Annotated in this window: 13 protein-coding genes; 11 read left to right on the plus strand and 2 right to left on the minus strand. The window is 66.6% G+C overall.

Translation table 11 applies throughout. From position 1 onward, the window contains the following. The first annotated feature begins 45 nt into the window (after nt 1–45). From FFI87_RS00895 to FFI87_RS00905, 3 genes are all read left to right on the plus strand, one after another. Entirely contained in the window at nt 46–927 is an 882-nt protein-coding gene (locus FFI87_RS00895; RefSeq protein WP_138848407.1) for a BadF/BadG/BcrA/BcrD ATPase family protein, read from the plus strand. A 23-nt stretch (nt 928–950) separates the two neighbouring features. Next, entirely contained in the window at nt 951–1,136 is a 186-nt protein-coding gene (locus tag FFI87_RS34400; RefSeq protein ID WP_186381711.1) for a hypothetical protein, read from the plus strand. A 115-nt stretch (nt 1,137–1,251) separates the two neighbouring features. Next, the gene (locus FFI87_RS00905) at nt 1,252–2,085 is read left to right on the plus strand and encodes a Cof-type HAD-IIB family hydrolase (protein ID WP_138848406.1); all 834 of its coding nucleotides are present in this window, start codon (nt 1,252–1,254) and stop codon (nt 2,083–2,085) included. A 105-nt stretch (nt 2,086–2,190) separates the two neighbouring features. Here FFI87_RS00905 and aqpZ read toward each other — a convergent pair whose 3' ends face one another. Next, the gene (gene aqpZ / locus FFI87_RS00910; RefSeq protein WP_011655679.1) at nt 2,191–2,931 is read right to left on the minus strand and encodes an aquaporin Z; all 741 of its coding nucleotides are present in this window, start codon (nt 2,929–2,931) and stop codon (nt 2,191–2,193) included. Nucleotides 2,932–3,229: 298 nt separating this feature from the next. Between aqpZ and FFI87_RS00915 the strand changes: the two genes are divergently transcribed. Further along, nucleotides 3,230–3,526 carry an H-NS histone family protein gene (locus tag FFI87_RS00915; protein ID WP_006751072.1) on the plus strand — a complete coding sequence of 99 codons (297 nt, stop codon included), beginning with the start codon at nt 3,230–3,232 and terminating at the stop codon, nt 3,524–3,526. A 103-nt stretch (nt 3,527–3,629) separates the two neighbouring features. On the opposite strand, the gene FFI87_RS00920 is transcribed toward FFI87_RS00915, so the two are convergent. Beyond that, nucleotides 3,630–4,694: a glycosyltransferase family 4 protein gene (locus tag FFI87_RS00920; protein WP_012362822.1), complete on the minus strand. Its 1,065-nt coding sequence runs from the start codon at nt 4,692–4,694 to the stop codon at nt 3,630–3,632. Nucleotides 4,695–5,360: 666 nt separating this feature from the next. On the opposite strand from FFI87_RS00920, the gene flhD reads away from it, so the two are divergent. The 7 genes from flhD (at nt 5,361) to cheW (ending at nt 11,789) form a co-directional block, all read left to right on the plus strand. Further along, the gene (flhD, locus tag FFI87_RS00930; RefSeq protein ID WP_006751074.1) at nt 5,361–5,681 is read left to right on the plus strand and encodes a flagellar transcriptional regulator FlhD; all 321 of its coding nucleotides are present in this window, start codon (nt 5,361–5,363) and stop codon (nt 5,679–5,681) included. Between the two features lie 94 nt (nt 5,682–5,775). Next, the gene (gene flhC, locus FFI87_RS00935) at nt 5,776–6,330 is read left to right on the plus strand and encodes a flagellar transcriptional regulator FlhC (RefSeq protein WP_012362823.1); all 555 of its coding nucleotides are present in this window, start codon (nt 5,776–5,778) and stop codon (nt 6,328–6,330) included. A gap of 179 nt (nt 6,331–6,509) precedes the next feature. Then, complete coding sequence (gene motA / locus FFI87_RS00940; protein ID WP_006755770.1) at nt 6,510–7,370, plus strand: flagellar motor stator protein MotA; 861 nt, start codon at nt 6,510–6,512, stop codon at nt 7,368–7,370. Nucleotides 7,371–7,383: 13 nt separating this feature from the next. Beyond that, the gene (motB, locus tag FFI87_RS00945; RefSeq protein WP_138848405.1) at nt 7,384–8,403 is read left to right on the plus strand and encodes a flagellar motor protein MotB; all 1,020 of its coding nucleotides are present in this window, start codon (nt 7,384–7,386) and stop codon (nt 8,401–8,403) included. 179 nt (nt 8,404–8,582) lie between these two features. Beyond that, entirely contained in the window at nt 8,583–8,960 is a 378-nt protein-coding gene (locus tag FFI87_RS00950) for a response regulator (RefSeq protein WP_006755772.1), read from the plus strand. Between the two features lie 33 nt (nt 8,961–8,993). Beyond that, the gene (gene cheA, locus FFI87_RS00955) at nt 8,994–11,225 is read left to right on the plus strand and encodes a chemotaxis protein CheA (protein ID WP_138848404.1); all 2,232 of its coding nucleotides are present in this window, start codon (nt 8,994–8,996) and stop codon (nt 11,223–11,225) included. Between the two features lie 48 nt (nt 11,226–11,273). Next, on the plus strand, nt 11,274–11,789 hold the full coding sequence (gene cheW, locus FFI87_RS00960) for a chemotaxis protein CheW (RefSeq protein ID WP_006755764.1): 516 nt from the start codon (nt 11,274–11,276) through the stop codon (nt 11,787–11,789). Nucleotides 11,790–11,816 lie beyond the last annotated feature (27 nt).

Raw genomic sequence — 11,816 nt, forward strand, 5'->3', positions numbered from 1 at the left:
GATCCGGTTAAGCTTGGCGCCTGTTCGAATCAGCAGGATCAACGCATGACGGCATTACTTTTTGCGATCGGCATCGACGGCGGCGGCACCGGCACCCGCGCGGTGCTGGCCGACCGGCACGGGCGCGAGCTCGCGCAGGGTCGCGGCGGCCCGTCGGGCCTCGGCTTGGGCATCGAGCGGGCGTGGGCGTCGATCGGCGCGGCCTGTGCCGACGCATTCACGCGGGCGGGGCTCGCGTTCGACTGGGCGCAGTGCGCGCTCGGCTGCGGGCTGGCGGGCGTCAACAATGCCGCGTGGCTCGCCGCGTTTCGCGCGCAGGCGCCGCTCGACGCGCTGGCGATCGAGAGCGACGCCTACACGACCGTCCTTGGCGCGCACGGCGGTGCGCCGGGCCTCATCGTCGCACTCGGCACGGGCAGCATCGCGGCGGCGCTGGACGCGGCGGGCGACTGCCGCATCGCGGGCGGCTTCGGCTTTCCGTCCGGCGACGAAGCGAGCGGCGCGTGGCTCGGGCTGCGCGCGCTGGCGTACGCCCAGCAGGCGCTCGACGGCCGTGCGCCGCGCGACGCATTCGCCGGCGCGCTGCTCGCGGAAGCGGGCGCGCACGATCGAGACGCACTCGTCCAGTGGTCGTGCGATGCGAACCAGACGATCTATGCGCGCCTCGCCCCGATCGTGCTCGCGCATCGCACCCATCCGTACGCGGCCGCGCTGATCGCGCAGGCCGGCGACGAGATCGGCAAGATGATCGACGCGCTCGATCCGCAGCAGGCGCTACCGGTCGCGCTGTGCGGCGGGCTGGCCGACGCGCTTGCACCGGCCGTGCCGGCACGTCACGCGAGCCGGCTGCGCGCGCCGCTCGACGATTCCGCGCACGGCGCGTTGCGGCTCGCGCTGCAGGCATTGAGGGCGGCTGAAGCGCGGTGAGTGGTTTGAGGAGGCCGGGCGCGGTGCGTGGGCTGAGCCGACCGGCTGGAGCAGGTGGGCGAGCTGAGCGGACTGCGCAGACCAAGCAGACCGAGCAGACCGAGCAGACCGAGCAGACCGAGCAGACCGAGCAGACCGAGCAGACCGAGCAGACCGACCGGATGGCAAGCAAGCCGGCCACTCCGTACCGGCAACGCGCGCAAGGCTGAACGGCTTGAAACCCGCCACCCCGCCGCCGCCGTTCCCCCAACCGCCCGACGCCCCACCGGGCGCGACGTTAAAATAGCGGTTCCGCAGCATCCTGCGCGCCATTTCCCCGCTCCCATGTACAAAGTCATCGCCACCGATCTCGACGGCACGCTGCTGAACAGCGACCACCAGCTCGATCCGTACACGATCGAGACCGTCCGCCGGCTCGACCGCGACGGCCTGCAGTTCGTGATCGCGACGGGGCGCCACTACGCGGACGTCGCCGGCATCCGCGACGTCCTGGGCATCCGGCCGTACCTGATCACGTCGAACGGTGCGCGCGTGCATGCGCCGGACGATACGGCGATCCATGCGCAGGACATCGATCCCGCGATCGTCCGCGGCCTCGTGCAGCCGGGTGTGACCGGCGCGCACGGGCGCGTGATCGTCAATCTGTTCACCGACCGCGGCTGGCTGATCGACCGCGAAGCGCCGCACCTGCTCGAATTCCACCAGGATTCGGGTTTCCGGTACGACGTGATCGACATGGCCGCGCACGACGGCGCGGACATCGCGAAGGTGCTGTACATCGGCGAGCCGGCCGATCTGGCGGTGGTCGCCGAGCAGATGCGCGTGCAGTTCGGCGATGCGCTGTACGTCACGTATTCGCTGCCCGACTGCCTCGAAGTGATGACCGCGAACGTGTCGAAGGGCCGCGCGCTGCGCGCGGTGCTCGCGCGGCTCGGCGTCGATACCGGCCACTGCATCGCGTTCGGCGACAACATGAACGACATCGACCTGCTCGAAACGGCCGGTCACGCGTTCATGATGAACAACGCGAATCCCGACCTGATCGCGCAACTGCCGCACATCCCGCGGATCGGCAACAACTTCGACGCGGGCGTCGCCCGCCACCTGCGCACGCTGTTCTCGCTCGAGGACATCGTCGACGGCGTCGCCGCTTCCTGAGCGCAAATGAAAAACGGGCGCCAGCGGCGCCCGTTCAAATTACCTGCCTCGATGTTGTTCGCCAGCGTGAGGCTCGCTGTTCTGCTCGCGTCACCCCGTAGTGTTTTATTCGCTTGTGCGAGCGGATGCGGGAAGCAGGTCGACGGCGTTGTCACGCCCCGCGACCAGCGGATAGATGATCCCGGCGATGGCCGCACCGATGATCGGCGCGATCCAGAACAGCCAAAGCTGGCCGATCGCCTCGCCGCCCACGAACAGCGCGGGGCCGGTCGAGCGGGCCGGGTTCACCGACGTGTTGGTGACCGGGATCGAGATCAGGTGGATCAACGTCAGGCACAGGCCGATCGCGATCGGCGCGAAGCCGGCCGGCGCGCGCTTGTCGGTGGCGCCGAGAATCACGAACAGGAAGAAGCCCGTCATCACGACTTCGCAGATGAACGCCGCGCCGAGCGAGTAGTGGCCGGGCGAGCGCTCGCCGAAGCCGTTCGTCGCAAAGCCGCCGCCGACGAGATCGAAGCCCGGCTTGCCGGTCGCGATCAGGTACAGCACGAACGCACCGAGCGTCGCGCCGACCACCTGCGCGACGATGTACGGCGCGAGATCGCGTGCCGGGAAGCGCCCGGCGACCGTCAGGCCCACACTCACAGCCGGATTCAAATGGCAACCCGAAATATGGCCGATCGCGAACGCCATCGTCAGCACGGTCAGGCCGAATGCAAGCGCGACGCCGGCAAAGCCGATGCCGAGGCCCGGAAAGGCGGCGGCCAGCACGGCGCTTCCGCACCCGCCGAGCACCAGCCAGAACGTGCCGAATGCCTCTGCAGCCAGACGCTGAGAAAGATTCATGTAGGGACCTCGTTCAAGTGGGTTGAAGACAAGCGGGCCGGCAGATGATTTATTCCGCCGTCCGGAATTGGTCTGGATTATAGGAAATGAATCGGGTTCAAGAGGGTCAACGATTGTTAAATTTGAATGCTGGCGAATGGCCTTTATTAGAATAAGTCCGCATTCTCCATATAGCCAAATCGGTTAAAGATGGCAGCATTAATTTTGAAGAGCAGGGCGGCAGTGCGGACGACGTAACGGGTGTTGGTGTTCCGGCCGGACTCGCCGGAGCCGCATCATGGAAAAAGGGAGTCGAAAAATGTCTCAATACGCGAAACTCAAGGCGCAGATCGCCGATCTGCAAGCTCAGGCGGATGACGTGCGCCGTCAGGAAGTGGCGACGGTGATCGCCGAAGTCCAGCGAATGATTGCCGAATATGGGCTCACGGCCCAGGATCTGGGCTTCGTGGAGCGCGCGCGGCGCGGGCGTCCGCCGAAAAAGGCGCCGCTGCCACCGAAGTACCGCGATCCGAAGTCGGGGGCGACCTGGAGCGGGCGCGGCAAGCCGCCGAATTGGATCGTCGGGAAAAACCGCGATCGTTTCCTGATCGAATGACCGCGCAAAAAGAAAGAGCCGCATCGACGATGCGGCTCTTTGGTTTTTCCGCGCCGATTTCGGCGCGAATTTTACGGAATATTTCCTGACGAATTTCGGGGCGTCAGGCGCCCGCGACCTGGCGCAAGGTCGGCCGTTTTGCTGCCGTGCAAAGCGATTCGTAGGTTTCGACGTAACGGCGCGCCATCGCTTTCGAGCTGAAACGCGTATCGAAGCGTGCGCGGATCGCGTCGCGCGACAGGCTGTCGATCCGGTGCAGCGCACCGACCGCACCCTGCACGTCCTCGACGATGAAGCCCGTCACGCCGTCCTCGATCACTTCCGGCACCGAGCCGCGGTTGAACGCGACGACCGGCGTGCCGCAGGCCATCGCCTCGATCATCACCAGGCCGAACGGCTCCGGCCAGTCGATCGGGAACAGCAGCGCCTTCGCGCCGGACAGGAACGCCGGCTTCTGCGCCTCGTTGATCTCTCCGATGAATTCGACATGCGCTTCGCCGAGCAGCGGCTCGATCACTTCCTTGAAGTAGTCGGCGTCGGCCTTGTCGACCTTCGCGGCGATCTTCAGCGGCAGCCCGCTTTTCGCGGCGATCCGGATCGCGGTGTCGACCCGCTTTTCGGGACAGATCCGGCCAAGGAACGCGAGGTATTCGGGCTTCACGTCCGGTTGCGGCGTGAGCAGTGTGTCGGGCAGCCCGTGATACACGGTACCGGCCCACGCGGCCTGCGGCAGCGGCTTGCGCTGCGAATTCGAAATCGAGACGACCGGCGCGTCCGGGAACGCGTCGAACACCGGCTGCAGCTCCGGCAGGTCGAGGCGGCCGTGCAGCGTCGTCACGTACGGCGTGTCGAGGCGCGACATCAGCGAGAACGGCAGGTAGTCGAGGTGGAAGTGCAGCACGTCGAATTCGTGCGCGACCCGCGCGACCTGCTCGATCAGGCGCATATGGGGCGCCATCGAATCGCGGATCGACGGGTCGAGCCGCAGTGCGCGCGGCCATGCCGCCTCGAGACGGGCCGACGTCACGGAGTCGCCGCTGGCGAACAGCGTCACATCGTGGCCAAGCTCGACGAGCGCCTCGGTGAGGTAGGACACGACACGCTCGGTGCCGCCGTAGAGTTTCGGCGGGACAGCTTCGTAAAGCGGCGCGATCTGGGCAATACGCATGGGCGTTCTCCGGTGTCGACCGGCGTGGGCGCTCGATGCGCATGCCGGTCCGATACAAGGTTGCGGAACTCGCCGACGCACGCGCTGTGCGGTACGTGGCCGGGTCCGGGGCAGGATGCGCCGGACGCCGGGCGGCAAGCTGCGGGGGCGGGGCGGTGCGCCTCACGCCGCCGCCCGTTTGAGTCCATTATCGATATCGCCTAGAAGGGTTCGAGTGTTTTTTCAAACACTTAAGGCTTGTTACACCGTGAAATACGAGAAAACCCCGATAAAAAGGGTCCGGAAACATCACGGCAGACAGACGCAACTATTGTTGCGCTATCGTGAAAAACCACTATAATTTTTACCGATTCACGCGCCGGCAGCCTTGCCGGACGGCCTCCAGCCGGATTCGTCCCATGCGGAACCGCATCTCCGACGAATTCACGCCCCCATTTCCCCCGCTTTTTGTCCCTTTCAATTCGCCTTGTCGGAAAAATTCCTACACGGTTTACAGACAAATCCTGCGCGGCATACGCCACTTCGCTGATACCGACATAAATCGGGTTTGGCCAAAATTCGCCCTGTAAGACTGATAAACGTGCCGGCGTAGGCCAATAGGGCCCGACCGAGCAAACGTTTTCATAACATGAAAGGCCAACAGCAAAGCTCTTTAACGGGGGAATCATGAGCGCCACTAGCGAAATGCTCAGTGAGATCAAAGAGGTCAACCTGTCGTACCTCCTCCTCGCGCAACGACTGCTGCGGGAAGACAAAGCGATGGGCATGTTCCGCATGGGCGTTTCCCAGGAACTGGCCGACGTGCTCGCGAACCTCACGCTCGCCCAGACCGTGAAGCTCGCCGCGTCGAACCAGATCCTGTGCCGTTTCCGCTTCGACGATCACGCGTTGCTGTCGTCGCTCGCCGACAAGGGTCGCAGCGACGTCGTCACGCACGCGCACTCGGCCATCCTGATGGCCGGCCAGCCGGTCGAAAGCGTCCGCTGATCCTTTTTTGCCTTGCGTTCGTCCCGGCGCGCCGCGCCGGCGGCCGGCGTATTGGCCACTCATCCGAACAACGTCAAGCGGACAGTTATTCACCATGGCAAGCAAAAGCGTCGTGATCGAGGTGAAGGAAATCACCCTCGCCATCGAACTGATCGAACTGGGCGCCCGCCTGCAGCTGCTGGAGGCGGAGACGAGCCTGTCGCGCGATCGCCTGATCAAGCTGTACAAGGAGCTGAAGGGCGTGTCGCCGCCGAAGGGGATGCTGCCGTTCTCGACCGACTGGTTCATGACGTGGCAGCCGAACATCCATTCGTCGCTGTTCTACAACATCTACCGGTTCATGCAGGACCACGGCCGCTGCGATCCGATCCAGTCGATCGTGAAGGCGTACCGGCTCTACCAGGAGCACGTGAACCTGTCCGGCGACGAAGCCGCGCTGAGTCTCACGCGCGCATGGACGCTCGTGCGCTTCTTCGACTCGGGGATGCTGCAGATGACCCCGTGCACGCGCTGCGGCGGCCACTTCGTCGCGCATGCGCATGATCCACATCAAGGTTTCGTGTGTGGCCTCTGCCAGCCGCCGTCGCGCGCCGGCAAGACTCGCAAGGCCGCCGCCGCGCGCGCCGAACTGGCTGCCGCCACGGCCTGAACGGCGCCGCACGCGGCTGAGCGGCAGCCGGACGGTTGCCGCGCGCCGCGCGAACCGGCCGGGGCTTGCTGGTAAACACCGCCGCGCCGCCGCGGCGCTGCCGCGAAAGTTTTCCTGCCGACTGCCGTAAACCTGATTAACGGCGGTCTCCCCGCCGGTTCTTTCGTGAGGGACAGGCAGTGCTGATTATCGTGGGAACACTCGTGACGCTGTTGTCCGTCTTCGGCGGTTATGCGCTGGCAGGCGGGCATCTGGGCGCATTGGTCCAGCCGCTCGAGATCCTGATGATCACCGGCGCGGGCGTCGGCGCGTTCATCCTCGGCAACGGCATGAAGACCATCAAGGCGACGCTGCGCGTGCTGCCGACGCTCTTCAAGGGCTCGAAGTACACGAAGGACGTCTATATGGAGCTGATGGCGCTCCTGTACGTGCTGCTCGCGAAGGCGCGCAAGGAAGGCACGCTGACGCTCGAAGCCGACATCGACGATCCGGACAAGAGCCCGATCTTCACGCAATACCCGAAGATCCTCGCCGATCGCCACATCGTCGAATTCCTGACCGACTACCTGCGCCTGATGGTGGGCGGCAACATGAACGCGTTCGAGATCGAGAGCCTGATGGACGAGGAGATCGAGACGCACCACACGGAAGGCGAAGGCCCCGCGCACGCGCTGATGCGCGTCGGCGACGCGATGCCGGCATTCGGGATCGTCGCGGCCGTGATGGGCGTCGTGCACACGATGGCGTCGGCCGACAAGCCGCCCGCGGTGCTCGGCGCGATGATCGCGCAGGCGCTGGTCGGCACGTTCCTCGGGATTCTGCTGTCGTACGGGCTGATCGGGCCGCTCGCGAGCCTCGCGGAGCAGCGCGTCGCCGAGTCCACCAAGATGTTCCAGTGCATCAAGGTGACGATCCTCGCGAGCCTGAACGGCTATGCGCCGGCGATCGCGGTGGAGTTCGGCCGCAAGGTGCTGTTCTCGACCGAGCGTCCGTCGTTCACGGAGCTCGAAGAGCACGTGCGCCGCGTGAAGGCAAAGTGACGCGGAGCGTTCGATGAGCAATGGCAAGGATCGCGCGATCGTCGTGAAACGGGTGGCCCCGCAGAAGAAGGGCCATCACGGCGGCGCATGGAAACTCGCGTACGCGGACTTCATGACCGCGATGATGGCGTTCTTCCTGCTGATGTGGCTGCTGAGCTCGGTCACGCCGGTGCAGCTGAAGGGGATCGCCGAGTACTTCAACACGCCGTTGAAGGCCGCGCTGTTCGGCAGCGGCGACCGCAGCTCGCAGGACTCCAGCATCATCAACGGCGGCGGCCGCGACCTGTCGAGCGCCGACGCCGGCACGCTGCGCCGCACCGACGGCACGACGTCGCTGGCCGATCGCGTCGCGAAAGCGGGCGACCAGAATTCGCGCGCGCAGGCGCAAGGCGCGCAGGACCGGCTCGAACAGGCGCGCCTGCACGACCTGCAGATCAAGCTGATGGCGGCGATCGAGGCGAACCCGACACTGCGCCAGTTCAAGCAGCAGATCCGCATCGATTCGACGCTGATGGGGCTGCGCATCGAGATCGTCGATACGCAGAAGCGGCCGATGTTCGCGATGTCGAGCGACCACGTCGAGCCGTACATGCGCGACATCCTGCGCGAGATCGGCAAGACGCTGAACGACGTGCCGAACCGGATCATCGTCCAGGGCCACACCGACGCGGTGCCGTACGCGGGCGGCGAAGGCGGCTACAGCAACTGGGAGCTGTCGGCCGACCGCGCGAACGCGTCGCGCCGCGAGCTGATCACGGGCGGCATGGACGAGGCGAAGGTGCTGCGCGTGCTGGGCCTCGCATCGACGCAGAACCTGAACAAGGCCGACCCGCTCGATCCGGAAAACCGCCGGATCAGCGTGATCGTGCTGAATCGCAAATCCGAAGACGCGCTGATGCGCGACGACGCGACGACCACGACGCTGTCGGCCGACGCGGCGGGCTCGAAGCTGCTGGCCCAGCAGCTCGGCGGCCCGACGCCGGCCGCGCGACCGGTGCTCGCGAGCGCCGTCGCCGTGGCGCCGAAACCCTGACGTTTCCCCGATTCCGAGACACGCATGAAACGATCGACACGCTCACTTTGTTCGCTGCCCCCCGAGGGGGCGCTCGGCCGCCCGCGGCCGGCTCTGCAAAGCCGGCCGGACGCACAGGCGCGAAGCGATGCTTCGCAAATTCCCTGCTGCGCCGTCGGGGCGGCCCCGCGGAGGCTGACATGATCCGGACCATTCTCGCGATCGACGACTCCGCGACCATGCGTGCGCTGCTGCAGGCGACGCTCGCGCAGGCCGGCTACGACGTGACGGTAGCGCCGGACGGCGAAGCCGGCTTCGACATGGCGGCCACCGTGCCGTACGACCTGGTGCTGACCGACCAGAACATGCCGCGCAGGAGCGGGCTCGAGGTGATCGCCGCGCTGCGCAAGCTGAGCGCGTACGCGGACACGCCGATCCTCGTGCTGACGACCGAAGGCAGCGATGCATTCAAGGACGCCGCGCGCGAAGCGGGCGCGACCGGCTGGATCGAAAAGCCGATCGACCCGGCCGTGCTGGTCGACCTGGTCGCGACGCTGTCCGAGCAGACGGCCTCCTGACATGAACGCGACGAATCCAACCGGTGACCGGGCATGACTCTCGACATCACGCAGTTCTACCAGACCTTTTTCGACGAAGCCGACGAGCTGCTCGCGCAGATGGAGCAGCTGCTGCTGAACCTCGACGTCGGCTCGCCCGACCCCGAGGACCTGGCCGCGATCTTCCGCGCCGCGCACTCCATCAAGGGCGGCGCCGCGACGTTCGGCTTTTCCGCGTTGACCGAGACGACTCACATCCTGGAGTCGCTGCTCGACCGGGCCCGCAACCATGAGCTGACGCTGACCAAGGAAATGGTCGACGCGTTCCTCGAGACCAAGGACGTGCTGTCCGACCAGCTGGTCGACTATCGCGCGAGCGCGGAACCGGACGCGGCCGCCGCCGCGACGATCTGCGCGAAGCTCGAACGCCTGAAGGCCGAGAGCGGCGCGGGTGCGCCCGCGGCCGCCGACGTCGCGCCGGCCGCGCCCGCCGTGGCGGCTGCACCGGCGCCGGCACCGGCCACCGGCAGCAACGGCGCGCCCGATCACGTGGTCGAACAGGCGGTCGCCGCCGCGCATCCGGCGGCCGACGTCGGCGCGGACGGCCCGCACCTGAAGATCACGCTCGTCGGCGTCGACCCGAAGGACCAGGCGCTGCTCACCGAGGAACTCGGCAATCTCGGCCGGATCGTCGGCCGTGAGGAAGCGGGCGCCGATCTCACGCTGTGGCTCGAATCGGACGTGTCGTCCGATGACATCACTGCCGTGTGCTGCTTCGTGATCGACGACAGCCAGATCCGCATCGCGCGCGGCACCGCGCCGGCCGCACCGGCGGCGCCTGCCGCCGCGCCGGCCGAATCGTTAGCCACGCCGGCAGCCGCGCCGGAGCCGGCCGCGCGGGTCGAGGTGTTCGCGCAAGCCCCCGGTGCCGCACCGGCCGCCGCCGCACCGCAGGCCCAGCCGAGCGCCGCCGCGCAACCGGCGCCGCAGCCGGCCCAGCAACCGCACGCCGAACCCGCGGCGCCGGCCGCCGTGCATCACGACGACAAGCGTCCGCGCCCGGCTGCCGCCGCAGCGGGCGCCGAAGGCAGCTCGATCCGGGTCGGCGTCGAGAAGGTCGACCAGTTGATCAACCTGGTCGGCGAGCTCGTGATCACGCAGGCGATGCTCGCGGAAACCGCGAGCGCGTTCGATCCGGCGCTGCACGACCGCCTGTTCAACGGGATGGCGCAGCTCGAGCGCAACGCGCGCGACCTGCAGGAAGCGGTGATGTCGATCCGCATGATGCCGATGGACTACGTGTTCAGCCGCTTCCCGCGGCTCGTGCGCGACCTGGCCGGCAAGCTCGGCAAGCAGGTCGAGCTCGTCACGTTCGGCCAGGCGACCGAGCTCGACAAGAGCCTGATCGAGCGGATCATCGACCCGCTCACGCACCTCGTGCGCAACAGCCTCGATCACGGGATCGAAACCGTCGACAAGCGCATCGCCGCCGGCAAGGACGCAGTCGGCCAGCTCGTGCTGTCGGCCGCGCATCACGGCGGCAACATCGTGATCGAGGTCAGCGACGACGGCGGTGGCCTGAACCGCGAGCGGATCCTCGCGAAGGCGGCGAAGCAGGGCATGCAAGTGTCCGACAACATCAGCGACGACGAAGTCTGGCAGTTGATCTTCGCGCCGGGCTTCTCGACCGCCGAGACCGTGACCGACGTGTCGGGCCGCGGCGTCGGGATGGACGTCGTGAAGCGCAACATCCAGTCGATGGGCGGCCACGTCGAGATCTCGTCGCAGGCCGGCCGCGGCACGACCACGCGGATCGTGCTGCCGCTCACGCTCGCGATCCTCGACGGGATGTCGGTGAAGGTCGGCAGCGAAATCTTCATCCTGCCGCTGAACTTCGTGATGGAGTCGCTGCAGCCGTCGAACGACGATATCTACACGGTCGGCAACGGCGAGCGCGTGGTGCGCGTGCGCGGCGAATACCTGCCGCTCGTCGCGCTGCACGAGGTGTTCTCGGTCGAGGACGCGCGCACCGATCCGACCCAGGGCATCGTCACGATCATGGAAACCGAGGGGCGCCGCTTCGCGATGCTGATCGACGAGCTGGTCGGCCAGCAGCAGGTGGTCGTGAAGAACCTCGAAACCAACTACCGCAAGGTGCACGGCATCTCGGCGGCGACCATCCTCGGCGACGGCAGCGTCGCGCTGATCGTCGACGTCGCGGCGCTGAACCGCGAAACCCGTGCGATGCACGGCGCCCGAGTCGGCGCCGAGCTCGCGATCTTCTGACTCTCGCCATTCAACCGATTGGGGGCACACGTGTCTGCTGAAGTCCAAATGATCAATCCGGCCGCGGCGAACGCGGCTACCAGAGGCCGCGACGCCGAGCATGGCGATGCGACGGGGCAGGAATTCCTCGTCTTCACGCTCGGCGACGAGGAATACGGGATCGACATCCTGAAGGTGCAGGAAATCCGCGGCTACGACAGCGTCACGCGCATCGCGAACGCCCCGGACTTCATCAAGGGCGTGATCAACCTGCGCGGCATCATCGTGCCGATCGTCGACATGCGGATCAAGTTCCATCTGGGCCGCGTCGAGTACGACCACCAGACCGTCGTGATCATCCTGAACGTGTCGAATCGCGTGGTCGGGATGGTGGTCGACGGCGTGTCGGACGTGCTGACGCTGCAGACGGACCAGATCATGCCGGCGCCGGAGTTCGGCGCGACGCTGACGACCGAGTACCTGACGGGCCTCGGCACCGTCGACGGCCGCATGCTGATCCTGATGGACATCGAGAAGCTGATGTCGAGCCGGGAAATGGCGTTGATCGAGACGCTCGGCGGGTAAGTGCGCCGCGCACGCAGGAATTTCGGG

The organism is Burkholderia sp. KBS0801 (assembly GCF_005937855.2).
Classification (GTDB): Bacteria; Pseudomonadota; Gammaproteobacteria; order Burkholderiales; family Burkholderiaceae; genus Burkholderia; species Burkholderia ambifaria.

Coding starts and splice junctions, on each gene's coding strand:
- FFI87_RS00895 (WP_138848407.1), top strand. CDS start 46: ATGACGGCATTACTTTTTGCGATCGGCATCGACGGCGGCGGCACCGGC.
- FFI87_RS00950 (WP_006755772.1), top strand. CDS start 8,583: ATGATCCGGACCATTCTCGCGATCGACGACTCCGCGACCATGCGTGCG.
- FFI87_RS00905 (WP_138848406.1), top strand. CDS start 1,252: ATGTACAAAGTCATCGCCACCGATCTCGACGGCACGCTGCTGAACAGC.
- flhD (WP_006751074.1), top strand. CDS start 5,361: ATGAGCGCCACTAGCGAAATGCTCAGTGAGATCAAAGAGGTCAACCTG.
- cheW (WP_006755764.1), top strand. CDS start 11,274: ATGATCAATCCGGCCGCGGCGAACGCGGCTACCAGAGGCCGCGACGCC.
- motB (WP_138848405.1), top strand. CDS start 7,384: ATGAGCAATGGCAAGGATCGCGCGATCGTCGTGAAACGGGTGGCCCCG.
- FFI87_RS00920 (WP_012362822.1), bottom strand. CDS start 4,694: ATGCGTATTGCCCAGATCGCGCCGCTTTACGAAGCTGTCCCGCCGAAA.
- cheA (WP_138848404.1), top strand. CDS start 8,994: ATGACTCTCGACATCACGCAGTTCTACCAGACCTTTTTCGACGAAGCC.
- FFI87_RS00915 (WP_006751072.1), top strand. CDS start 3,230: ATGTCTCAATACGCGAAACTCAAGGCGCAGATCGCCGATCTGCAAGCT.
- aqpZ (WP_011655679.1), bottom strand. CDS start 2,931: ATGAATCTTTCTCAGCGTCTGGCTGCAGAGGCATTCGGCACGTTCTGG.
- flhC (WP_012362823.1), top strand. CDS start 5,776: ATGGCAAGCAAAAGCGTCGTGATCGAGGTGAAGGAAATCACCCTCGCC.